This window comes from Naasia lichenicola (genome assembly GCF_004801885.1).
Lineage (GTDB): Bacteria > Actinomycetota > Actinomycetes > Actinomycetales > Microbacteriaceae > Naasia > Naasia lichenicola.
The window spans coordinates 866,408-889,209 of record NZ_SSSM01000001.1; the positions used below are offsets into that span (position 1 = coordinate 866,408).

Annotated in this window: 22 protein-coding genes, 1 tRNA gene and 1 pseudogene; 5 read left to right on the plus strand and 19 right to left on the minus strand. The window is 68.9% G+C overall.

The features are described from left to right. Nucleotides 1-13: 13 nt before the first annotated feature. The 6 genes from E6C64_RS04085 to E6C64_RS04110 form a co-directional block, all read right to left on the minus strand. Entirely contained in the window at nucleotides 14-886 is an 873-nt protein-coding gene (locus E6C64_RS04085; protein WP_136426304.1) for a polyphosphate polymerase domain-containing protein, read from the minus strand. Then, nucleotides 883-1,500, minus strand: a complete 618-nt coding sequence (locus E6C64_RS04090) for a DUF4956 domain-containing protein (RefSeq protein ID WP_136426305.1) — start codon at nucleotides 1,498-1,500, stop codon at nucleotides 883-885. Before E6C64_RS04090 ends, E6C64_RS04085 begins: the two co-directional genes overlap by 4 nt. Beyond that, on the minus strand, nucleotides 1,497-2,750 hold the full coding sequence (locus E6C64_RS04095) for a bifunctional glycosyltransferase family 2/GtrA family protein (RefSeq protein ID WP_136426306.1): 1,254 nt from the start codon (nucleotides 2,748-2,750) through the stop codon (nucleotides 1,497-1,499). Before E6C64_RS04095 ends, E6C64_RS04090 begins: the two co-directional genes overlap by 4 nt. Next, nucleotides 2,747-3,787 carry a phosphodiester glycosidase family protein gene (locus tag E6C64_RS04100; protein WP_136426307.1) on the minus strand — a complete coding sequence of 347 codons (1,041 nt, stop codon included), beginning with the start codon at nucleotides 3,785-3,787 and terminating at the stop codon, nucleotides 2,747-2,749. The genes E6C64_RS04095 and E6C64_RS04100 overlap by 4 nt, the downstream gene beginning before the upstream one ends. 115 nt (nucleotides 3,788-3,902) lie before the next feature. After that, nucleotides 3,903-4,967, minus strand: coding sequence for an NAD-dependent epimerase/dehydratase family protein (locus tag E6C64_RS04105; RefSeq protein WP_136426308.1), 1,065 nt, complete (start codon nucleotides 4,965-4,967; stop codon nucleotides 3,903-3,905). 100 nt (nucleotides 4,968-5,067) lie between these two features. Continuing rightward, entirely contained in the window at nucleotides 5,068-5,958 is an 891-nt protein-coding gene (locus tag E6C64_RS04110) for a LysR family transcriptional regulator (RefSeq protein ID WP_136426309.1), read from the minus strand. Nucleotides 5,959-6,066: 108 nt separating this feature from the next. On the opposite strand from E6C64_RS04110, the gene E6C64_RS04115 reads away from it, so the two are divergent. After that, the gene (locus E6C64_RS04115; RefSeq protein WP_136426310.1) at nucleotides 6,067-6,297 is read left to right on the plus strand and encodes a hypothetical protein; all 231 of its coding nucleotides are present in this window, start codon (nucleotides 6,067-6,069) and stop codon (nucleotides 6,295-6,297) included. Nucleotides 6,298-6,423: 126 nt separating this feature from the next. On the opposite strand, the gene E6C64_RS04120 is transcribed toward E6C64_RS04115, so the two are convergent. From E6C64_RS04120 to E6C64_RS04135, 4 genes are all read right to left on the minus strand, one after another. Then, nucleotides 6,424-7,200 (minus strand): lysophospholipid acyltransferase family protein, encoded by a 777-nt coding sequence (locus E6C64_RS04120; RefSeq protein ID WP_136426311.1) that lies wholly within the window; start codon nucleotides 7,198-7,200, stop codon nucleotides 6,424-6,426. Nucleotides 7,201-7,260: 60 nt separating this feature from the next. Then, nucleotides 7,261-9,162 carry a DEAD/DEAH box helicase gene (locus tag E6C64_RS04125; protein WP_136426312.1) on the minus strand — a complete coding sequence of 634 codons (1,902 nt, stop codon included), beginning with the start codon at nucleotides 9,160-9,162 and terminating at the stop codon, nucleotides 7,261-7,263. 267 nt (nucleotides 9,163-9,429) lie between these two features. After that, nucleotides 9,430-11,985 (minus strand): ATP-dependent Clp protease ATP-binding subunit, encoded by a 2,556-nt coding sequence (locus tag E6C64_RS04130; protein ID WP_136426313.1) that lies wholly within the window; start codon nucleotides 11,983-11,985, stop codon nucleotides 9,430-9,432. 124 nt (nucleotides 11,986-12,109) lie between these two features. Further along, nucleotides 12,110-12,793: a ribonuclease H family protein gene (locus E6C64_RS04135; protein WP_136426314.1), complete on the minus strand. Its 684-nt coding sequence runs from the start codon at nucleotides 12,791-12,793 to the stop codon at nucleotides 12,110-12,112. Nucleotides 12,794-12,857: 64 nt separating this feature from the next. Here E6C64_RS04135 and E6C64_RS04140 point away from each other — a divergent pair, with 64 nt between their 5' ends. Both E6C64_RS04140 and E6C64_RS04145 read left to right on the plus strand, forming a co-directional pair. Beyond that, nucleotides 12,858-13,049, plus strand: coding sequence for a hypothetical protein (locus E6C64_RS04140; RefSeq protein ID WP_136426315.1), 192 nt, complete (start codon nucleotides 12,858-12,860; stop codon nucleotides 13,047-13,049). After that, on the plus strand, nucleotides 13,010-13,261 hold the full coding sequence (locus tag E6C64_RS04145; RefSeq protein WP_136426316.1) for a KTSC domain-containing protein: 252 nt from the start codon (nucleotides 13,010-13,012) through the stop codon (nucleotides 13,259-13,261). Before E6C64_RS04140 ends, E6C64_RS04145 begins: the two co-directional genes overlap by 40 nt. A 12-nt stretch (nucleotides 13,262-13,273) precedes the next feature. Here the strand turns inward: E6C64_RS04145 and E6C64_RS04150 are convergent, their stop codons facing one another. The 8 genes from E6C64_RS04150 to E6C64_RS04185 all read right to left on the minus strand — a co-directional run bounded on the left by E6C64_RS04150 (nucleotide 13,274) and on the right by E6C64_RS04185 (nucleotide 21,301). Continuing rightward, nucleotides 13,274-14,869 carry an ABC-F family ATP-binding cassette domain-containing protein gene (locus E6C64_RS04150; protein ID WP_136426317.1) on the minus strand — a complete coding sequence of 532 codons (1,596 nt, stop codon included), beginning with the start codon at nucleotides 14,867-14,869 and terminating at the stop codon, nucleotides 13,274-13,276. Nucleotides 14,870-14,998: 129 nt separating this feature from the next. Further along, nucleotides 14,999-16,033, minus strand: coding sequence for an isopenicillin N synthase family dioxygenase (locus E6C64_RS04155; protein ID WP_136426318.1), 1,035 nt, complete (start codon nucleotides 16,031-16,033; stop codon nucleotides 14,999-15,001). Between the two features lie 127 nt (nucleotides 16,034-16,160). Then, complete coding sequence (locus E6C64_RS04160) at nucleotides 16,161-16,634, minus strand: S-ribosylhomocysteine lyase (RefSeq protein ID WP_136426319.1); 474 nt, start codon at nucleotides 16,632-16,634, stop codon at nucleotides 16,161-16,163. Nucleotides 16,635-16,644: 10 nt separating this feature from the next. Beyond that, nucleotides 16,645-17,838 carry an aminotransferase class I/II-fold pyridoxal phosphate-dependent enzyme gene (locus E6C64_RS04165; protein WP_158437733.1) on the minus strand — a complete coding sequence of 398 codons (1,194 nt, stop codon included), beginning with the start codon at nucleotides 17,836-17,838 and terminating at the stop codon, nucleotides 16,645-16,647. Nucleotides 17,839-17,840: 2 nt separating this feature from the next. Continuing rightward, nucleotides 17,841-18,509: a methionine ABC transporter permease gene (locus E6C64_RS04170; RefSeq protein WP_233255440.1), complete on the minus strand. Its 669-nt coding sequence runs from the start codon at nucleotides 18,507-18,509 to the stop codon at nucleotides 17,841-17,843. Beyond that, nucleotides 18,506-19,573, minus strand: a complete 1,068-nt coding sequence (locus E6C64_RS04175) for a methionine ABC transporter ATP-binding protein (RefSeq protein ID WP_199240943.1) — start codon at nucleotides 19,571-19,573, stop codon at nucleotides 18,506-18,508. The genes E6C64_RS04170 and E6C64_RS04175 overlap by 4 nt, the downstream gene beginning before the upstream one ends. Then, nucleotides 19,570-20,439, minus strand: a complete 870-nt coding sequence (locus E6C64_RS04180) for a MetQ/NlpA family ABC transporter substrate-binding protein (RefSeq protein ID WP_158437734.1) — start codon at nucleotides 20,437-20,439, stop codon at nucleotides 19,570-19,572. The genes E6C64_RS04175 and E6C64_RS04180 overlap by 4 nt, the downstream gene beginning before the upstream one ends. 253 nt (nucleotides 20,440-20,692) lie before the next feature. Further along, on the minus strand, nucleotides 20,693-21,301 hold the full coding sequence (locus tag E6C64_RS04185) for a hypothetical protein (RefSeq protein WP_136426323.1): 609 nt from the start codon (nucleotides 21,299-21,301) through the stop codon (nucleotides 20,693-20,695). Between the two features lie 231 nt (nucleotides 21,302-21,532). Here E6C64_RS04185 and E6C64_RS04190 point away from each other — a divergent pair. Both E6C64_RS04190 and E6C64_RS04195 read left to right on the plus strand, forming a co-directional pair. Continuing rightward, nucleotides 21,533-21,855, plus strand: a pseudogene (locus E6C64_RS04190) (DUF2200 domain-containing protein); the annotation flags it as partial. 51 nt (nucleotides 21,856-21,906) lie between these two features. After that, nucleotides 21,907-22,524, plus strand: a complete 618-nt coding sequence (locus E6C64_RS04195) for a class I SAM-dependent methyltransferase (RefSeq protein ID WP_136426324.1) — start codon at nucleotides 21,907-21,909, stop codon at nucleotides 22,522-22,524. 93 nt (nucleotides 22,525-22,617) lie between these two features. On the opposite strand, the gene E6C64_RS04200 is transcribed toward E6C64_RS04195, so the two are convergent. After that, nucleotides 22,618-22,691, minus strand: a tRNA-Pro gene (locus E6C64_RS04200). Between the last annotated feature and the right edge of the window lie 111 nt (nucleotides 22,692-22,802).

Consider the following 22,802-nt stretch of genomic DNA (forward strand, 5'->3'; position numbering starts at 1 on the left):
TTGTGTCCTCGGGTCAGGCGACGGCGGTCGCTGGTCGGGCGGTGATCGGATGGCGGGGCTGCACGGCGGCGGCGGAGGTGTGCGCCGAGAGCTGCCTGGAGAGCGGCATCTCGGCGTCGAAGTAGCGGCGGAGCACGCGGTTCCACTTGTTGGCGGTGAGGTGGCGGATGGCGGCGAGCCCGGTGCCGTACTTGCTGACGGTGGCGGGTCGATGTCCGAGCGACCAGAGGATGCGGTCGGTCTCCGAGGTCCGCGAACCCGACTTCGTCTCGATGATCACGAGCCGCGGGCGGCTGAGCACCTCGCCGCCGTCCGATTCCCAGCGCAGGTCGGTATCGACCGTGGCACGGCTCCCGCTCCTCGGCTGGTAGATCGTCGTCCTGCTGTAACGGGTGATCAACGTGGGCTGCAGCTCCAGGGTGTCCGCATCAGCGATGCCGATCTCGGCCAGCCCGCTGTCGGCGTAGTCCCGGGCGTGCGGGGTGAGCACGTCCCGGCGCTCCGGCTCGTACGGCATGCGGTCCTTCACGGTCGCGCTGCGCGCACCACGGGTCTTCAGCTCGAGGAAGGTGTCGCCCGAGTCGAGGTAGCTGCGGGTGCGCAGCTTGAAACGGCGGCGCCGCGCGGTGGCGGCCATCCGGAAGCTGAGCAGGTCGGGGGTGTCGAAGTAGACGGATTCGTAGCCGAATTCGCGCTCGCCGTCGATCTCGAGCACCTTCGCCTCAGGTTCGCTGTCGGCCAGCGTCCGGAGGACGCGATCGGCCTCGGCGGCGCCGAGCAGGTACTTCCGGTCCACGCGGGTCTGCAGGGCGGCCGCGGCCACCAGCTGGTCCAGATCGATGCTGTCGAGCCGACGCTCCGTGCTGAAGCGCAGGTCGCCGATCATCGGAGCGCTCCGGCGGACCGCTGGCCGGCGGGCAGGCGGTCGTCCAGCGGGGTGGACGGTGCGCCGCCCACCCGGAAGCGGACATCCACGACGGTGGTGTCGTCGACCAGGTCGACGTTCTGCACGATCATCGACTTCACGGTGCCGCCGAGCATCGACTCCAGCACGGCGCGCAGCTCCCCCTCGTCGGGAATGGCCCGGTCGATGCGCATCGTCTGGTGCCGGTAGCGCGACAGCAGTGCGGGCGAGTCGCCGACCGCCATGACCACGGCGATCAGGGCGATGAGGGCGGCGGCCTCCCAGCCCAGGGGCGCGAGACCGGCGATCAGGCCGATCGCCAGGGCGGAGAAGTAGTAGGCGACCTCGCGCTGCGAGATCTCGGACGACCGGAGGCGGATGATCGACAGCACGCCGAACAGTCCGAGGCCGATGCCGAGGCCCACCTCGGTCGTCGCGAGCACCTGCGACACCGCGAGCACGCCGATGTTCACGCCGAGGAAGGCGACGACGAGATCGCGACGGCGGTGCCGGTGGAAGTAGAGCGAGGTGAGGCCGGCGATCGCGATCAGGTCGAGAGCGATCATGATCAGGGTGGCGGTCAGTTCTGCGGTCATGGGTGGATCCTCCGGTTGGTGGCTGTCGGTACGAGGGTCTGGGCGGCGGCTGGCGCGGTCGTCCGGACGGTGGGTCGGATCGTGGGCCGCACGGGCGTCCGAGCGCCGGTCGCGAGCTCCATTCCGCCATCCGGTGCTTTCGACTTCCTATGAGCCGTCGATGACACGGACATGGATCGGGCGGAGCGCCTCGAGAGGCCTCTCCCGCTCGCCGTGCGCGCGAACACGACGCAGCGCTGAACCGCGAAGCTCACGACATACAGCGCGATCTCGGTGAGGATCTTCGCCGGCACGAGCGCCAGGCCGGCACCCGTCAGCAGGATGAGCCAGGCGTAGTTGGCCGCCAGCAGCACAGCGGCGAGCGCGATGTACGAGGTCAGCGCCCGTCGCAGCGACGCCCCTCGTGCGCCGAAGGCGGCCCTGTTGAGGGCGAAGTTGACGCCTCCGCTGCCGATCCGGGCAAGCACCACCGACGCGAGCAGCGATCCCGTGAGCCAGAACATCAGCTGGACGAGCACGGTGTCGATTCCGAAGCTCAGAAGGGACGAAGCGGCGAATCGGAGCATGGGTCGCATCACCCGCACGGAGTCGCGCAGCGGTCGGAAGTGGGACGAGGCGTTGCGCTCGAGGTACACCGTCTCGATGGGCAGCTCGACGATCGCAATCCCCGCGTCCTTCGAGCCGAGCAGCATCTCGAGCTCGTATTCGAAGCGCCGGCCGGGGACGCTCAGCGCCCACCGCAGCGCGGAGGCCGGCAGTCCGCGAAGTCCCGTCTGGGTGTCGCTGACCGCGAACCCGCTGGCCAGCCGGAAGATCCAGGCGGAGACGGCATTGCCTAACCGGCTGCGGGCGGGCACGGTTCCGGCGAACGCGCGCACGCCCAGGACGATGGGATCCGGCGCACCGCCGGATCCGCGTGCTTCGGCCTCATCGTGCAGGCGGCTGCCCACACGGAGGATGTCGACCACCGTGTGCTGGCCGTCGCTGTCGGCCGTGACGACGCCGTGCCCGGGGTGATGCTCGATCGCATGCCGGATCCCGGCCTTGAGCGCCGCGCCTTTGCCCTGGTTGACGGGGAGCGTGATCAGCTCGGCGCCGAGCAGCTGGACCGCTCGGAACACCGCCTTGTAACGGGGCCCGCTGCCGTCGTCGACCACGATGACGGCACCGGCATCGTCCGCGCTGCGCAACCGGTCGACGAGTCGGACGAGCTGCACATCCGGTTCGTAGGCGGGGATGAGGACGATCACGAGCTGCTCGACGCTGCGATGTAGAGGATGTCGGAGGTGCCGCGCTCGCCGCCGTTCGAGGGCTGATTCACGACCTCCCCGTCGAAGTACATGGTCGAGGAGCCGCCGCCGTCGAGGTTGTAGGCGGTGGTGGCGCCGAGGCCGATCATGATCTCGCCGAGATCGGGAAGGCTGACGCCCGCGCTGTAGCCGGGACTGCGGCCGTCGACGACGACGAACACGAGGTGGTTGGAGTCGATCACGCCCACAGCGGTCCTCGGCTGCTCGCCCTGGATCGAGTGGTTGCCGACGTTCGTGTCGACCTCGACGTCTTCGACGCCGTCGACGACCGCCCCGTCCTCGACGATCGCGGGGCCGAAGCTCAGCGTGTTCCAGACCCCCGCCGCGAGCAGCTCGGCCGCGGTCGTCTGGGTCTCGTCGTAGACCTGCACCGTGCCGTCGGTATAGAAGGCGAGCCCTTCGCGGGCACCCTCGTCGCGGTAGACGACGCCGTTGCGGATCTCGATCCCGGTGCTCCGGAAGCCGTAGTAGTCGCCGTTGATGGCGAAGATCGCGTCGTTGTCGGCCGCGATGTCCGAGGTGTTCTCGGTGATGTTCTCGCCGAACGTGTCGTTCGCGAAGGCGGAGCGGAGCACGGTGGCATCGCTCAGGGTGACGTCGGCGACGTAGTAGGTGACGGTGCTGTCGCCCGAGCCGGTCGTCACCGTCGAGATGGTGACGTCGGCGTAATCGGACGAGTAGCTCGTCGCGGTTGTGACGGCGTCTGCATCGCTCGTCGATGCGGCCTCCACCGTGGAGTTGGCGGCCTCGTAGGCGGAGGCGTCGGTGACCTCGACGTGCGGGATCACGAATCGCTCGAGTGCCCACCAGGCTCCACCTCCCAGAGCGAGCGCGAAGGCGGTGGCGCTGGCGATGACCGCGCGACGCACCCGGATCCGTGGTCGGCGACGTCGCGGGTCGCTTTCGGAGTCGGCTGGAGTGATGTCGCTCGACGGCGCGTCGGACGCACGGGGCGGCGAGGTCGGGTCTGTGCTCATCCCCCGAGCATCGGCGGCAGCCCTAAGCGCCGAGACTGCGACGGCTGGCCATCGGATCAGCGAGGCTATGCGTCCGCCAAGAACGAGCGAGGCCGCTCAGGCGTCGGAATCGACCTCACGGGGATCGGAGGATGGCGGCTTCCTTTTCGGGATCCAGGCCCAGCACCGGGCGATCCATCCGCTGCGGAGCGGCCCCGCCGATCGATCGCAGCCAGGACCAGGTGTCGGCGACCGTCTCCTGAAGTGGACGATGGCGCAGCCCCGCGGCGACCGCCGTGCTGACGTCGCTCTCGTGCATCGCCTGATGATCCTCACCCTGGGGCAGCCAGATCGGGAGCTCGATCCACGGGGCCACCCCAGCAGAGAGCAGCAGGTCCTCGTCGACCCAACGCAGACGCGTCGGTCGGTCGGTCGGCGCGGCCGCAGCGATGCATGCCTGGAGCAGCTCCCCCATGCTGAACCGATCCGCGGGAGAGACGACGTCGAACGCGCCTCCGGCGTTCTCGGCCGTGGCGAGGAGGAGTGCGAAGGCGGCGAGGTCGCGCGCATCGACGTACTGGATGCCGTACTCCGGGCGTCCTGGCGCGAGCACCTCCCCGCCGCGGGCCATGCGGGCCAGCCACCAGGGCAGTCGGCCGATGTTCTCGTGCGGCCCGAGGATGAGCCCAGCGCGCAGCAGCGTTGCGCGCTCGCCGAAGGACTGGAGCACCGCGCGCTCGCCGCCGGCTTTGACCCGGCTGTAGTCGCGGGACGGGTCCACGGCGGTCAGCCGGTCCGGGTCAGAGCCTTCGGGGTCGCCGTCGTCGGCGGAAGCCGCGACGACGGGTGCCGTTTCATCGGCGCCCGCCGGCAGCGGGTCGGCATAGACCGACCGTGTCGAGACGTAGAGGTAGCGCTCGGTCAACGGCTCCAGGATGCGGGCGGTGTCCCGCACGGCGTACGGCTCCCAGGACCAGGTGTCGAGCACCGCGTCCCAGCCGGCCCCCGCGCCCTCGAGCACGCTCCTCAGACCTGCCGCGTCCCGTCGGTCGGCGACCAGAGTGGTGATCTGCGCGTCCCTCGAGTCGATAGCCGGCTTCGTGCCGCGATTGAGCATCGTCACGTCGTGTCCCGCCGCGACGGCCTCGGCGACGAGCGCTCGACCGACGAACTCGGTGCCGCCCAGGATCAGGATCCGCATCGGACGAGTATCCGTCAGGAGTCGTGCGGGTCGCACCCCGTTCTGCTCAGGGCGGCGGCCGATGTCGAGGCCGCCGCAGACCCGCCGCAGCTCCCCCGGATCAGGAGGACTGGCGGGCGGTGGCGATCACGTGGGTACGGAACAGCTCCGCCGACGGGCGAAGCCGTCGGGTGGTCGACCAGCCGATGCTCACCGTGCGGTAGGCCGCCGAGTCGGTGAGCTCGAGATAGCGCACGCTCGGCCGCTCGAGCACATCGGTGTGATGAGCGGGCACGATGGCCACTCCGAGCCCGGCGGCCACGAGTCCCAGGAGGGTGGGCACGTCGTCGCCCTCGAACGCGACCTGCGGCTCGAAGCCGGCGGCCTGACACAGGGCGTCCGTCAGTCGACGCAGCCGGTAGGCCGCTCTGAGGGTCACGAACGACTCAGCCGAGGCCTGGCGAAGCGCGATCGACTCCTGCTCGGCGAGCGGGTGGTCGCGGTGGGTGGCGAGACGCAGCGGCTCGACCATCAGAGGCCGCCAGCCGACGTCGTCGCTGCGCGGAGAGGTGGTCGTGATCAGGATGTCTGCGCCCTCGGCGAGGAGCCTCGGCGCGGCGATCTCATCGCGGATCTGGTTCAGCTCGAAGCGGATGTCGGGGTGCTCGGCGCGGAACGAGGCCAGCAGATTGGGGATGAGCCAGGTGCCGAGCGAGCCCTGGAAGGCGATGACCACGGTGCCGCTGTCGGGTGACATCTCGTCATTGACGGCGGAGAGCCCGTCGTCGAGCTCGTGCAGCACGACGTCCACGTAGCGCTTGAAGATCGCGCCGGCGCGGGTCATCCGCAGGGTTCGACCGGTTCGCTGCAGCAGGGGCGCGCCGACGTCGCGCTCCAGGCGGGCCAGCGCTCGTGAGACCCCGGGCTGGGTCAGGCCCTCCAGCTCGCTGACCTCGGTGACGGTGGTTCCGTCCGCCACCTGCTGGAACCAGCGCAATGCATCCGTGTCCATATCCATGACTCTACGGCATATGTTGCATGCCAACTAGGCATTGGACGCATGAGTCATTGCTCGTCACACTGGATACGGCGCTTCACACATACAGAAAAGGGACACACAATGCTTCCAGTCAACGGCCTCCAGGGGCTCGCACAGCTCCCCGCCGCCATCGCCGAATTCCGCGCCGAGCGCCGGGTGCTCCGCGCCGCCCGCGCCCAGCAGCACGAGCTCGAGCTGATGCTCCGCAGCTACAGCTCGGCCTCGGATCGCGCCGAGATGGATGCGATCCTCGGACGCTACGAGGAGTCGCCCACCCACCGCGCGTGGGATGCGGTCACCGCGACCTCCTGATCGGCTTCGAGCCCACCGGCTCGTCACGTTCACCCGACGGCGTCGGCCCCGTTCTCGAACGGCGGCCGGCGCCGTTCGTCGTCGTCGCGCCGTCCGACGAGAGCACCACGAACGGCACGGCGGCGATCAGCCCCGTTCCGACTCCGCGAGCGCCCGGCGCCGATCGCGTTCCTCATCCGCGGCCGCGGCCTCCTCGACCGTGGGTGCGGTTCCTCCCAGCTCGCGCGGCTGCCACCACTGACCCGTGCCGTCTTGAGCGTAGTCGCGCTGGAGCCCGCCGGTCAGCTCCTGGAGGGTGCTGCGCAGCTCCGCCGTCCGTTCGGCGACGGAGTCCGAGGGGGTAACGAGGAGTGGCGCACCGAACGCGAAGTCGACCTCGACGCCGATCCGGTCGCGGAGTCGGATGCGACGGTTCTTGGTGAGCAGACGCTGTCCGCCCCAGACCGCCACCGGGATCACCGGCACCCCGGCCTCGGCCGCGAGCCGGACCGCGCCCGACTTCAGCTCGCGGACGGTGAAGCTCGCGCTGACGCCGGCCTCCGGGAACACCCCGATGATCTCGCCGCGCCTCAGCGCCTCGACGGCGGTGGCGTACGCATCTCCACCGGCCTTCATGTCGACCTCGATGTGCTTCATGCCCCGCAGCAGCCAGCCGACGAGCGGCTTGTCGAAGGCGCGCTTGGTGGCCATGAAGCGCACCCGACGGCGGTTGTGCAGCCAGGTCTGCCACTCCACCAGCGCGAACTCGAGGTAGCCGAAGTGGGTCATCGCGAATACGGCGCCGCCCGTCGAGGGGATGTGCGCAAGACCGGTTGCCCGGCGCTTCAGCCTCAGCCCCGCGAAGAACGCGCGCCCGATCCCGATCGCTACGACGTAGACGGGCTCAGGGGTGCGGCGGGCCATACCCGTCACGCTAGGCGGCCTCTCTGCGAAGCCGCCTGACCGACCAGTTGCGCGGCTCGACTACGAGCCGTGCCGCGGCTTGCGCGGCGGGCGATCGTCGCGGTCCGGCCGCGGAGCGCGATCCGGCCGGTCGCCGCTGTCGCGACGCTTGCCGGGTGCACCGCGATCGGGACGCAGCTCGATGAGTCGGCCGCTGATCCGCGTGCCGCTCAGCCGGTTCAGCTGGTCGCTCGAGAGCTCCGACAGGTCGACGAGGGAGAAGTCGGGACGGATGTCGATCGCTCCGAAGTCCTCGCGCTGCAGGCCGCCCTCGTTGGCCAGGGCGCCGACGATCTGGCGAGGCTCGACCTTGTGCCGGCGACCCACCGCGATCCGGTAGGTGACGCGCGACGAGTCGGAGCCGCGGCTGCGGCGCTCGCGTTCGGGCCGGTCGCCGCGGTCGCGCCCGCCGTCGCGATCGGGGTCGAGGCGCTCGTAGCGCTGCGAGCGCTCGTCCTCGGGCGAGAGCAGCAGAGGGGTCTCGCCCTGTGCGACGACGGCGAGCGCCGCGGCAACATCAGCTTCGGGCACGTCGTGGTGCTCGACGTAGTGGGCGATGATCCCGCGGAAGCGCTCGATCCGCTCGCCCTGCTCGAGGGCGCTCGTGATCGCGTCGTCGAAGCGGCTCAGCCGGGTGGCGTTGACGTCCTCCGCGCTCGGCAGCTGCATCTGAGTGAGCGGCTGCCGGGTGGCGCGCTCGATCGAGGTGAGCATGCGTCGCTCGCGCGGCGTGACGAAGCTGATCGCGTCGCCGGTGCGTCCTGCTCGGCCGGTGCGACCGATCCGGTGCACGTACGACTCGGTGTCGATCGGCAGGTCGAAGTTGACGACGTGGCTGATCCGGTCGACATCCAGGCCGCGGGCGGCGACATCGGTGGCGACGAGGATGTCGAGCTTGCCCGATTTGAGCTGGTTGACGGTCTTCTCGCGCTGGGCCTGGGCCACATCGCCGCTGATCGCCGCGGCGGTGTAGCCGCGCGCGCGCAGCTTCTCGGCCAGGGTCTCGGTCTCGTTCTTGGTGCGGACGAAGACGATCATCCCCTCGAAGTTCTCGACCTCGAGGATGCGGGTGAGGGCATCCACCTTCTGCTGGTACGAGACGACCAGGTAGCGCTGGGTCGTGTTGGCGGAGGTCGTCGTCTTGCTCTTGACGGTGATCTCTTCGGGATCGCGCAGGTACTGACCCGAGATGCGGCGGATGGCGGCCGGCATCGTGGCGGAGAAGAGGGCCACCTGCTTGTCGACGGGGGTGTCGGCGAGGATCGTCTCGACGTCTTCGGCGAAGCCCATCTTGAGCATCTCGTCGGCCTCGTCGAGCACGAGGTACTTGAGCTCGGACAGGTCGAGGGTGCCCTTGTCGAGGTGATCCATGATCCGGCCGGGCGTGCCGACGACGACGTGCACGCCGCGACGCAGGGCGGACAGCTGCGTGCCGTAGGCCTGGCCGCCGTAGACGGGCAGCACCCGGACCCCGCGAAGGTGCGACGCGTACTTCTCGAAGGCCTCGCAGACCTGGAGCGCGAGCTCACGGGTGGGTGCGAGCACCAGTGCCTGAGGGGTGCTCTGGGAGACGTCGAGGCGGGACAGGATGGGCAGCGCGAAGGCCGCGGTCTTCCCGGTTCCGGTCTGGGCCAGGCCGATCACGTCGCGACCCGCGAGCAGCGGCGGGATGGTCGCCGCCTGGATCGCGGACGGTGTCTCGTAGCCCACATCCTTGAGGGCCTTGAGGACGGAGTCGCTCAGGCCGAGGTCGTTGAAGGTGAGCTGGTCCCCATCGGCGGACGGAGCAGCGGCGGACGGAGCAGCGGCGGAGGCTGACTCGGTGGAGTCGGAGTCGACTGCGGTGGTTTCGGGGGTGTCTGACTGCGGAGATTCGGAGGAGGTGGATGCCTCGTCATGCTCGGCGTGCTCTGAAGAAGGCATCCCATAAGGGTAGCCGCCCGACCCGCTTCCCGGCACCGCGCTCTTCGGGGGCGGAGAAGGTGGAAAGAAGGCCGAGATCAGGTCCTCAGATCGTCGCGCGATGGGGCATGGGACGTGCGCACACCGCGGCGATGCGCGCAAGCGGACTGTGCGCGGATAGCGCCCTCGAACACGCGGAATCAGCCGCATCTCCGCTTGCGTGCACCTGCGGGAGATGCGGGAGGGCCGCCCGATGGGCGGCCCTCCTGATCCGGGAGCTGGTGCGGACTACGCCGCGATCAGCGCACGGTCGAGCTGACGCGCCGCGGTGAGCGCGCCACCTTCGACGTCGACGATCACCCGATCGCCCGACGCGAGCTGCTCGGTCACCATGAGGTCGGCGATCCGATCGTCCACCTCGCGCTGGATCACCCGACGGAGCGGACGGGCGCCGTACTCCGGCTCGTAGCCCGCGTCGGCGATCCAGTCGATCGCCGCATCCGTGATCTCGAGCTGCACGCCCTGGCGCTGCATGCGCGCCGACGTGGCGTCGAGCAGCAGCGTCACGATCGAGCGCAGCTGCACCCGGTCGAGCTTGCGGAACAGCACGATCTCGTCGATCCGGTTGAGGAACTCGGGACGCATCGCCTCGCGCAGCTTGCCCATCACCCGGTCGCGCAGGTCCTTCTCGGAGGAGTATCCGCCCGCAGACGCCTCGCTCGCGCCGACGAACCCGAGCGCCCCGCTGCGACTGGCCAGGAACTCGGAGCCGAGGTTCGAGGTCATGATCACGATGGTGTTGCGGAAGTCGACCGTGCGACCCTGACCGTCGGTCAGCCGTCCGTCGTCGAGGACCTGCAGCAGCAGGTTGAACACGTCGGGGTGGGCCTTCTCGATCTCGTCCAGCAGCACGATCGAGTACGGGTTGCGCCGCACCCGCTCGGTCAGCTGCCCCGCCTCGTCATAGCCGACGTATCCGGGAGGGGCACCGACGAGCCGGCTGACGGTGTGCCGCTCGCCGTACTCGCTCATGTCGAAGCGGAGCACCGCGTTCTCGTCGCCGAACAGGGAGACCGCCAGGGACTTCGCGAGCTCGGTCTTGCCGACACCGGTCGGGCCGAGGAACAGGAAGCTGCCGACGGGCCGACGCGGGTCCGAGAGCCCGGTGCGGTTGCGCCGCACCGCGCGGGCGACGCTCGCCACCGCGTCGTGCTGGCCGATGACCCGCGAGTGCAGCTCGTGCTCGAGGTCGGCGAGGCGGACCTTGTCCTCTGTCGTCATGCGGGCCGCGGGGATCCCGGTGGCGCGGGCGACCATCTCGGCGATGTCGTCCCGCTCGATGACCGACGAGGGCTGCGCCGCGGCGTTCGCGGAGTCGAGCGCGCGGGCTTCCGCGAGACGGACCTGGGCCGCCTCGATCTCATCCCGCAGGCGGGACGCCTCCTCGTAGTGCTCCTCGGCGACGGCGCGGGTCTTGTCCGCTTCGAGGTCGGCGATGCGCTCCTCGAGGGCGGCCAGGTCGAGGCCGGAGCCGAAGCTCAGCCGACGGCGCGCTCCGGCCTGGTCGATCAGGTCGATGGCCTTGTCCGGCAGGAAGCGGTCGCTGACGTAGCGGGCGGACAGCTCGACCGCGGCGCGGATGGCGTCCGCCGTGTACTCGACGCCGTGGTGCTGCTCGTAGCTCTCCTTCAGCCCGTCGAGGATGAGGACGGCGTCCTCGATGCTGGGCTCGGCCACGGTCACCGGCTGGAAGCGGCGCTCGAGCGCGGCGTCCTTCTCGATCCGGCGGTACTCCTTGAGGGTGGTCGCGCCGACGAGGTGGAGCTCTCCGCGTGCGAGGCGGGGCTTCAGGATGTTGCCCGCGTCCATTCCGCCCTCGCCGCCGCTGCCGGCGCCGACGACGGTGTGCAGCTCGTCGATGAAGACGATCAGCTCGTCGCTGTGCTCGGAGATCTCGTCCATCAGCTTGGTCATGCGCTCCTCGAAGTCACCCCGGTAGCGGGTGCCGGAGAGCATGGCGGAGAGGTCGAGCGAGACGACGCGCTTTCCGCGGAGCAGCGCGGGGACGTCGCCGTCGGCGATGCTCTGCGCGAGTCCTTCGACGATCGCGGTCTTGCCGACGCCGGGCTCGCCGATCAGGACGGGGTTGTTCTTGGTGCGGCGCAGCAGGATTTCCACCGTCTGCGCGACCTCTTCGGCGCGGCCGATGACGGGATCGAGCCGACCTGCGCGGGCCTTGGCGGTGAGGTCGACGCTGTACGCGTCGAGAGTCGGGGTGTCCGACTCGTCAGCGGTCGCATCGGCTGCACCCTCGCCGGAAGCGGCGGACATCACCGCGTGCTGCAGCGAGATCGGGGTGACTCCCGAGGCCGCGAGCAGCGCGGCTGCGGCCGACGCCTGGTTGAGCGTCAGCGAGAACAGCAGGTGCTCGGGGTCGACGTAGGTCGATCCGGTGCCCTGCGCGACCTGGGCCGCCTGGAACAGTGAGCGCTGAGCGGCCGCCGTGAGGGACGGACGCTCGGTGGCGGCCTCGCCATCGGCGGGCAGGTGGGACTCGACGGCGGCGACGATCGTCTCGACGTCGGCGCCCACGCGCTGGATCAACGCGACCGTGGGCTCGCTGTGCAGCAGGCCCAGTACGAGGTGGAGGGAGTCCAGCTGGGGGTGACCGTGCGCCGCGGCGTAGTCGCCTGCCTGGGACAGCACCTCCTGCGTGCGCCTGCTCAGCAGTCGCGAGAGGTCGAACGAGCGCGCGGATGCACCGGCGCGCTGGCCGTTGAGGATGCGAGCGAGGAACGCGTCGAACGACTCGCTGCCGTTCGTGGGTCCAGAGTATTCGGGCATTCAGACCTCCTGGTTGAAACTTGAGTGCCTACGACTCAAGTCAACGTTGAGGAGCTCCGAACATTCCCTGTCGATGCGATCCGCGAGCCTGTTCGCCGGCGGCGGAAAGCGGAGGCGACGCTGTCTAGATGAGGCCGCGCAGAAGCTCTTCCGGGCTGCGGCCCTCGGCGCGGGCGCGTCGGAGCAGCCGGCCGTGCTCCTCGGAGGTCAGCTGCAGCGTCAGCTCGTGCAGCTGAGGCTCGTCGAAGTCGAACAGCGACGCCGGCTCGTCCCGCTCCTCCGCCCTGCTGGCCGCCTTCGCGACTGTGGCGGGTGGCACGGTCGCGCGCTCCGGCGAGGTGGGCGTGACGCCGAATCCCGGCCCTTCCGGCACGCTCGTCCCGCGCTGATAGGCCTCCGCCGCCGCACGGGCCCGCACATCCGCGGCCTCGTTGAGCTCGTGGCCGACGTGCCCCTTGACCCATTCGAAGCGGTACTTCCGGCCTGTGATTGCCTCGTCGAGCTCCTTGATGAGGTCGAGGTTCATGACGGGCTGGCCGTCGCCCTTCCGCCAGCCCTTGCGCTTCCAGCCGGGCATCCACTTGGTGACGGAGTTGATGACGTACTGGCTGTCGCAGAGCACGAGGAGATCCTCGCCGGCGCCCTCGGTGGCCCGGAAGAGCTCGAGCACGGCCTTGAGCTCGCCCATGTTGTTGGTGCCGTGCTTCCACCCGCCGGCGGCCCAGCGGTCGTCGTCGATGTACCAGGCCCAGCCGGACGGGCCCGGATTCCCGAGGGCGGATCCGTCTGCTGCAGCGGTGATCGTCACCCGTCCATCGTAGGGAACCGGCCGGAACGCTCCTCGCGGCGGACCGAGGCTTAGGCTCGAGAGGATGGATGCCGAAGAGCGTCGCCAACGGGCGGCGGAGCAGGAGAAGCGCGCCGACGACATGCTCTGGTCGATCCACAGCGGCGGCGACATGTTCGCCGAGACCCTCGCCCTGGCCAACGAATTCACGGATCGTCATACCGCCCGATTCGGCTCGTGGCTCCGCGGACTGCGAAGGCCGCCGGAGACGCGCTGACCGTGGACATGGTCCGGGTCGAGTCGGACAGCCTCCGAGCTGTCGGGTACGACCACGGGACGGGCACGCTGCGGGTGGCCTTCCGCAACGGCGGTCTGTACGACTACTACGACGTGCCCGCCGATCTCTTCGAGGCCCTGCTCGCCCCGCACTCCTGGCGACGGCTGAGCGAGCAGGTCAAAGACCACCGGTACCGGCGGATCGACGGCTGAAAGGCTCGCCGTTCAGGCGGCGCTGACCTGGATCTCACCCTGGGTCGCACCCGTCGCGCCGAAGACGAGGCGGCGGGTGGCGATCTTGTCGGTGAAGAACCGGTCGTGGCTGACCACGACGACGGCGCCGGGGAAGTGCACGAGCGCGCGCTCCATCACCTGGGCGCTGGGCAGGTCGAGGTGGTTGGTCGGCTCGTCGAGCAGCAGCACGGACGCGCCGGAGATGAGGCACTGCGCCATCGCGACGCGCGCCTTCTGGCCGCCCGACAGGTCGCGGATGCGCTTCTTCAGGTCCGCCTCGGAGAACTGGAACATGGCGAGGAACCGGCCGACGGACTTGCGGGTCGCGGTCAGCGCCAGGCTGTCGGGCATCGCGTTCACCGAGTGGCTGACGGTGTCGTCGAGGTCCAGCCCGTCGAGGATCTGGTTGTACGAGACGACCTTGGCGCCGGCCGCCCACGCGACGCGTCCGGAGTCGGGCTGCTGCTCCCCCGTCAGCACCGTGAGCAGGGTGCTCTTGCCGCTTCCGTTCGAGCCGATCACGGCGATCCGGTCGCCGCGGTTGATCTCGAGGTCGAGTCCGCTGAACAGGGTGCGCTCGCCGTAGGACTTGGCGAGGCCGAAGACACGGCAGAGCACGTCCTTGACGTGCAGGCCGCCGTAGATCTCGGTGATGATCTCGTCCACCGGCCGCGGCGCGCGGCTCTTCTTGATACCCGCGAGCTGCTTGCCGAGGCCCTTGCCCGCGTTCTTGGCGGCCTCGCGTCGATCCGCGATGCCCTCCGCCTCGAACGCCAGAAGCTCGGACTCGTGCACGAACTGCGCCTCGAGGGTCTTGAGCCGGAACTGCTTCTGGATGACGTACTCGTCGAAGTTGCCGGCGTACTCGTGCAGGTGGAAGTTCTCCACCTCGACGATGCGGGTGACGACCGCGTCGAGGAACTTGCGATCGTGGGACACGATGATCGCGGCGCCCCGGAAGTCGCGGAACCAGTTCTCGAGCCATTCCACTCCGGCGACGTCGAGGTAGTTCGTGGGCTCGTCGAGCAGGAGCACATCGGGCGCCTCGAGCAGGATCTTTGCGAGGGCCGCCCGGTTGCGCCATCCGCCCGACAGGTCGTCGATGGGGATCGTCCGATGCTCGTCCGCGAAGCCGAGGGTGGTCAGCGCCTGATCGATGAGCCGGTGGTAGTCCCAGCCGCCCAGCCGATCCATCTCGCCGAACAGCTCGGACTGGCGGTCGATGAGGCGGTCGAGCTCGGCGCTCGCCGACGAGTCCGCCGCGATGGCGGCGTCGATGGCGGCCAGCTCGTCCTCGACCGCGTGCACCTCGACGAAGAGCGAATCGAGCACCTCGGCGATCGTGGCGGTTCCATCAAGCTCGGAGAACTGGGAGAAGTAGCCGATCCGTAGACCCGACTCGACCGTCACCGTGCCGGTTTCGGGGGCGACCTGCTCGAGCACGAGCTTGAGCAGGGTCGTCTTGCCGGATCCGTTGCGGCCGATCACGCCGACGCGGTCGCCGGTCTCGAGCCGGAAGAACGCCTCCCGGAGGATCTGGGTGCTCTCGTACTTCACGGTGACGTCGTTCAGGCGGATCAGGGACATCCGTCGAGTCTCCCAGTCCTCACGAGCCGGTCGCGCGGTACGGGCGTCCTGGCGCGGCAGGTCTGCATACCGCGCGAGGACGCAGCTACCGCGCGCACCGGATCGGATCGGCGCGGATGAGAGGTGCTCTCAGCCGGCGACGGGCGCCGCGGCGGGAGCGAGCAGGTCCGGGTGGTGGATGGCGGCGACATCGGGGTGGGCGCGCAGGCGCGACTTGAGCACGTTCTCGCCGTAGGTCGCCCGGATGACGTTGCTGGGATCCTGTTCGACTCCGCGCGCCTCGGCGCGGTACTCGGGATCGATGTCGAGCCGCGGAACGGAGGCGTCCAGGCGCGGGTTGAAGAAGAACGGCACCGAGATCCGCTCGTTGCCCTCCGCCGGTGCGATGACCCGGTGCACCGTGGCACGCAGGTAGCCGTCCGTCGCCCACTCGAGCAGCTCGCCGATGTTGACGATCAGCGCGTCCTCGAGCGGCGGCACGTCGTGCCACTCCCCCGCGTGCTCCACCTGCAGCCCGCCGACCCCCGGCTCGATCCAGAGCAGCGTGAGCACCCCCGCATCCTTGTGACTGCCGACCCCCTGGCGCGACTCGGCGTCGTCGGGCACCCCGGGGTAGCGCACGACCTTAATGTGCACAGAGGGCTGATCGGCGAAGAGGTCGAGCAGCGCAGCCGGGTCGGCGCCGAGCGAGGCGGCCCAAGCGGCGAGCAGTCGGCGTCCGATCTGGCCGAGGCGCGCCTCCCACTCCTCGATCACGGGCTGCAGCTCGGGCAGGGCGGTGGGCCACTGGTTGGGGCCGTCGAGGCGCAGATAGGCCGGGTCGCCGGCGCCCAGCTCGCGGGGCTCACGGCCAGGGCCGATGTCGATCTGCTCGCGCCAGTCGACCTTGCCCTTCGTCAGCTCGCCGCCGACCCGTGCGTAGCCACGGAAATGCGGCGATTTGAGGTTCTCGATCTCGAGCTTGTCCTCATCGGGCAGCGCGAAGAAGGAACGCGCCGTGCTCAGCAGTCGCTGCTGCAGTTCGGCGGGGATGCCGTGTCCGACGAGAGTGAAGAATCCGACCTCGTGAGTCGCGCGCCGCAGCTCGTCGTGGAAGCGCTCGACGGCTTCGGGACCTTGATCGAGCAGGGAGAGGTCGAGGACGGGGATCGGCGTGTTCGTCATGCCTTCGACACTAGGCAGACGGCTGTGAGCCCGTCCGAATGTTGCGAACCTTGACGTGGAAGGGCCGGCCTCGATACGGCGCTGGCGCGTCTACTCGACCAACGAGATCCGCTGGGTCCCGTTCGAGTCAGACGCCGACGCGTTCGAAGGCGTCCAGGCTGATGCCGCGGTCCAGGACGACGGCGGCCCACTCGCGGGCCGAATGCAGGGAGTGATCGCGGTAGTTTCCGCACTCCAGCGCCGAGACGCCGGGGATGTCCGATTCGGCCGCCTCCTCCGCGATGAAGCTCAGGCTGCCGGCGAGGGCGGCGACCACGTCGGCGATCTCGGGCTCGCCCCACATCAGCAGGTGGAAACCGGTGCGGCAGCCGAACGGCGAGATGTCGATCACGCCGTCGATCCGGTCGCGGAGCAGCCCGGCGAGCATGTGCTCGAGGGTGTGCAGTCCGCCCGTCGGGATCTCCTGCACGTTCGGCTGCACCAGGCGCACATCGAAGTTGGTGATCGTCCCGCCGCCCGGGCCGTGCTCCACGCCGATTTGGCGCACGTACGGTGCCAGCACGGCGGTGTGGTCCAGGGTGAAGCTCTCGATCTCGGCCATCAGTTCCTCTTCATCGTGTGGTTCGGCTGCCCGGGCTCAGAGACCGGCTGAAGGTGTCGAGGCGCTCGATCAGCTCCTGCAGATCGGCCTCGTCGCGGACGAGGCCGAGGCGGATGTGCCCGCTCCCCCGCGGCCCGAAGCCGTTCCCCGGAGCGACGGCCACCCGCTGCTCCTCGCGCAGGCGGCCGGCGAACTCGACCGCGTCGCCGCCGCCGGGGATGCGCACCCAGACGAAGAACGTTCCTGCAGGCGCGTGAACGTCCCAGCCGATCGCGCGCAATCCGTCGACGACGAGGTCGCGTCGCCGCTGATAGACCTCCACGAGGTCCGAGGCGACGGTCTGATCGCCGGACAGCGCGACTGCCGCCGCCTCCTGCGATGCACCGAACATGGTGCTGAACGCATGCGCCTGATACTTCTTCATGGCGGCGATGATCGAGGTGTTGCCGGCCGCGAAGCCCACGCGCCATCCGGCCATGCTGTAGGTCTTCGACAGCGTCTGCACCTCGACGGTGACGTCGAGATCGGTGTCGACAGCAAGGGCAGAGAGCGGCGCCCGACCGTCGAAGCCGAGCGACGAGTACGCGAAATCGTGCAGGAAGGCTGCACCGGCCCGCTCGGCGAACGTGATCGCGCCTTCGAACGTCACGCGGCTCGCGAGCGCACCGGTGGGGTTGTTCGGGTAGTTGAGCAGCAGCACGCGAGCCTCATCCACCGCATCCACGGCCGCGTAGTCGGGCTGGTAGTCGGGCTCGAGCAGCGGCAGGGCGATTGTCCGGCCGCCCGCGAGTCCGACCGCCGACGTGTACATCGGGTAGCCGGGATCGGGCAGGACGACGTTCGTGTCGGGATCGGTCAGCGCGAGGATCGCCGCCATGATGCCCTCGTGCGAGCCGTGGAAGATCGCCACCTGGTGGTCGGGGTCGATCTCGACCCCATGGTCGTCGCGGTAGCGCAGGGCGATCGCCTCGCGGAGACTCGCTCGTCCGGCGTAGGACGGGTAGCGGTGATTAATCGGCTCGGCTACCTCGCGCTGCATCGCCGCGACGATGTGCGACGGGGTCGGCAGATCGGGGTTGCCCTTTGACACGTCGATCATCCGCGGGCCGGGCTGGGCGGACAGACGCAGGATCTCGAGATCCATGGTGCCGAAGAAATTCGGCGGCAGTGCGGCCGCCCGCTGCGATGGTCCGAAGACCGCCATCCTCATCGCCTCCTGTACCGTCGGGCGACATTCGTGCCAAGGAACTGGATGCCCTGGACGATGATGACGAGAGTGATCACGGTGATCAGCATGGCGAAGCCGTCATACCGCTGATAGCCGTAGGAGACGGCCAGGTCGCCGATGCCGCCCGCGCCGACCGTGCCTGCCATGGCAGTGGCATCGAGCAGGCCGACCGAGGCGATGGTCACCGCGAGGATCAGCGATCCGCGCGCCTCGGGCAGCATGAAGCGGGTGAAGATCTGCCACGGCGTTGCCCCCATGGACCGCGCCGCCTCGATCACCCCACGGGGCACCTCGAGCAGCGAGTTTTCGACGAGTCGCCCGATGTAGGGGGCGATCATCACCGTGAGGGGCACGATCGCGGCGGCCACGCCGATGCTTGTGCCGACCACCAGGCGGGTGAAGGGGATGATCGCGAAGAGCAGGATGATGAACGGCAGCGATCGCAGCACGTTCACGACGGCCGCCAGGATGATGCTCACCGGCCGGTTCTCGAGCACTCCGCCCTGACGGGTGAGCGCGAGCACGGCGCCGATCGCGACGCCGAGGATCGATCCGAGCACCAGGGCGACGCCGAGCATCTGAAGGGTCTGCAGGAGCGCCGTGCCGAACAGGTCCGGCGTGATCAGGGTCCATCTGTCGTGGTTCACTGGGCGACCTCCTCGATGTGCACGACGCGCTCGGCGAGGAAGGCACGCGCTGCCGTGACCTTCTCGGCGGGGCCGGTCACCTTGATGATCATCTGGCCCACGGTGTGCTCCTGGATCTCCGTCATGTCGGCGTGCAGCATGTTGACCGAGACGCCGAGCCCGGTGATGAGGTCGGAGATCAGGGGCTGGGTGACCTCGTCGTCCACGAGCAGCAGCCTCCAGAGCCCCTCGCCGCCGAGATGGGCGAGCACTCTGTCGGGGAGGCCCTGAGGCACCACCGTGGTGACGAAGTCCCGCGTGATCGCGGTCCGCGGATGCAGGAAGGTGTCGAGCACGGAGCCCTGCTCGACGACCTCCCCGTCGGCCATGACCGCGACCTCGTCTGCGAGGTCCTTGATGACATCCATCTCGTGGGTCACCACGAGGATCGTCGTGCCGTACTCCCGGTTGATGCTGCGGAGCAGGTCGATGATCTGGGTGGTGGTCGTGGGATCGAGGGCGCTCGTGGCCTCGTCGGAGAGCAGGATGCGCGGATTGCGCACGAGGGCGCGCGCGATGCCGACGCGCTGCTTCTGCCCACCCGAGAGCTCGCCCGCGAAGCTGTCCGCCTTGGCGGACAGGCCCACGAAGTCGAGTACCTCGTCAGCTCTCGTGCGCGCGGCAGCCTGGGAGATTCCGTCGAGGCGCAGCGGCATGGCCACGTTGTCGCGCACGCGGACGGTCTCGAGGAGGTTGAACTGCTGGAAGATCATCCCAGTGCGCTTCTGCGCGTCGCGGAGTCCGCGTCCACTGAGCGCGCCGATGTCGATGCCGTCGACCAGAACCCGGCCGGAGGTCGGCTTCTCCAGGCCGTTGACGAGCCGGATCAGGGTCGACTTGCCGGCTCCGCTGTAGCCGATCACGCCGAAGATCGAACCCGGCGCCACTTCGAGCTGAACGCCGCGAAGGGCCGCCGTCTGGGCGACCCCTCGCGTGAACGTCTTCGAGACGCCCTCGAAGACGATCCGTCCTTCATCCGAGCCGGCGCGGGCCTGGGTCGAGACGCTCTGCTGTCGAGAGCTCAACTGAACCATTCGGGAAGCTGGTAGCCGTCATAGGCGGCGTCCCCCGAGATGTAGTCGATGAAGTCCTGCGACTCGTACGCCGCCTTGACGGCCTGCGCCCAGTCGGAGTCGACGTCGGCCGAGCGGACAGCGACGATGTTCGAGAACTCCGTCGGCTGATCCTCGACGGCGAGGGCGTCGTCGTAGTCGAGGCCGCCCGAGACGATGAAGTTGCCCTGGATGACGGCGTAGTCGACGTCCTGCAGAGCAGGCACCTGCTGGGCGTTCTCGATCGGCGTGATGTTCAGGTTGTGCACGTTCTTCGTGATGATCGACAGGTCCGCCGTGTTGGGGTCGTCGACGTCCTCGAAGTCGATCCAGCCGGTGTCGCGGAGGATCAGCAGAGCGCGGTAGAGGTTCGACGGCGCGTTCGGCACGGTGACCGTGGAGCCGTCTTTGACGTCGTCGAGCGAGGAGAGCTTGCCGCCGAACAGGCCCATCTTGGGCGTCGGCACCTGCACGAGCGCCGCGTTGTCGATGCCCTCCTGGGCATTGACGAAGTCCATGTAGACGGGGTGCTGCATGATGTTGGCGTCGATCTCGCCGGAGTCCACGGCCGCGTTGACCACGATGCCGTCCGTGAAGTCGACCTCCTCGACGTCGAAGCCCTGCGCCTCGAGGATCGGCAGGATGCCTCCCTCGAACATCTCCTTGTAGGGGCCGGGGTTGAAGCCGATCTTGATGTCGGTCTTCGACGGGGCCGCCGATGAGGTGCTGTCGGAACCGGTCGCGGAGCTGCTCGAGTCGGCGCCGCTGCTGCAGGCGGCGGTGGTCAGGAGCAGGGCTGCCGTGGCAGCTCCGATCAGCACGGTGCGGAACTTCGTCATGCGGGCCTCTTCTGGGAATTCGACAGCGCGCGTCCCTGCTGACGGGGATCGCGGCCGCGGTGGACGCTGTGCACGCCAGGAGACCATCCAGGACCGGTGCGCAGTGGCACAGGGGCGGACGGTTCCTCGGCTTGTTCGAGGCTAACCAGGGCTCCGTCGGCGTCCCATTTGGGGCGTCACGCAACGAAACACAGCATGGATTCCCCGGGACCGTCGCCCCCAGGCAGGACGCAGCTGGAGCCGTGCGCTCGGGCTACTGGACCGGGCCGAGCAGCACCGCGAGCAGGGAAGCCGCCCCGCCGAGGATGAAGAGCATGGTCCCGACCTGCATCGTGCGTGTCTTGTTGCGGTCGGCGGTGGGAACGTCCACCTCGAGGATCGGGCAGCCCGACCAGCCGATCAGCCCGATGCTCAGCGTGACGACCAGCGCGCCGACCCACCAGAGGATCTGGATGGGCTCGGGCAGACCGGCGGGTCGCCATCCCGAGGACACCAGTGGAGCGATCGCGAGAGCCGTCGATCCCACCGCGACGGCGAACCAGGCGGTGCCGGTCGACATGATGCGCTGGACGTTGTTCTGCGGAGCCATCAGCTCGTTGACGCCGCCTGAGCGCATGCTCTCCTCCGAGGCGACCGCGTGACGGGCGGTCGGAGCGGACGACGACTGCGAGGGCAGCTCGCTCACCGTGAACGACTCGGGCTCGGCGGGGAACGCATCCGTCGACGAGGTTCGGTGCCAGCGCATGTCCCGCACCCGGCTCTCGCCGCGACGCCGGGGGGTCCACTTGCTCTCCCCAGTACCGGAGTTCGCGCTCGAGTCCGTGATCTGGTCCGCGATCTGGTCGGTCTTGAGGTCGGACAATTGATGCTCCTTTTGAGGACAGCTCGGGCTCGCATAGCTGGGCTATATACCCAGCGTATAGCTCACATAGGTGAACTACCTGGTGCCTCCCCGTGTTCCCACCATTCCTACGTTCCTCTGAGATGCGGCCGAAACCCCTTGTCTCCGTGACCGCTTCGTGCATGAGACAGGGGGTCGGCGGGCTGGATCTCCGTCCGTTGCGCTGTCCGACCCGAGCAGTACATTCGTGACGTGAGCAGGATCTTCGGCACGAGCTTCTCGTCGGTGTACCCCCTCTACGTCGCCAAACTCGAGCGCAAGGGCCGCACCCAGGGCGAGCTGGATCGGGTCATCGAGTGGCTGACCGGCTTCGATGAGGCCGCCCTCCAGGGTCATCTCGACGAGGGCACCAGCTTCGAGGCTTCTTCGCCGACGCCGAGGTCAATCCGAAGGCTTCCCTCATCACCGGCGTCATCTGCGGCGTCCGAGTCGAGCAGATCGACGATCCGCTCATGCAGCGCATCCGCTATCTCGACAAGCTCGTCGACGAGCTGGCGAAGGGGAAGAAGATGGAGAAGGTCCTGCGAGCCTGACGTCGCCAGAATGCCGAGTCGGGGGGGGGTGGCGTGACGATCGATCAGGTGCGTGACGCCTATACCGCTCGCGCGACGGAGTACATCGACGTGGTGGGCAGCATCGAGCACGCCGATTCACGCGACGTCGCCTACATCGACGCGTGGGCGAATGCAATCGACGGCCCGATCCTCGATGTCGGCTGCGGACCTGGACAGTGGACGAGTCATCTGCACGAGCGGGGAGCCGCCGTCGAGGGAATCGACCCGGTCGCGGTGTTCATCGAAGGAGCCAGGACCCGCTACCCGGAGTCGCGCTACCGAGTGGGTCGCGCCGAGGACCTTCAAGTCGAGAAGGCGAGCGTCGGAGGGATCCTCGCCTGGTACTCGCTCATCCACACCGCTCCCGACATGATCGGCCGCCCCCTCGAGGAGTTCGCGCGCTGCCTGCGGCCGGGCGGCAGCCTCGTGATCGGATTCGTCGACGGACCGGCGGGAGTCGCCTTCGACCACAGCGTGATCACCGCCTACTCATGGTCGGTGCAGGCGCTGACTGACCTTCTCGACACGGCTGGGTTCACAGTCGTGGACTCTGCCACGCGATCCGATCCGGGCCAACGGCCGCAGGGTCGGGTCACCGCGCGCAGACACCCTGAGTCCGTTCCCGGCTGACCCCGCGACGCTTCGGAAACTTCAAAGAGCGGGCGAGGCGGTCGGGAACGAAGAAAGCCCCGGTAGAAGTTTCCTTCTACCAGGGCTTATCTGTCGGGATGACAGGATTTGAACCTGCGACCCCCTGACCCCCAGTCAGGTGCGCTACCAAGCTGCGCCACATCCCGATACCGATCCGTGGCGCGCGGACGCGCCCAGGACCTCCGATAGCTTACCTGCACGCCGCCGTTCGCCGCGCCACCGCTGAGGTCGAGATTGGATCGGACCGTCAGCGGCGG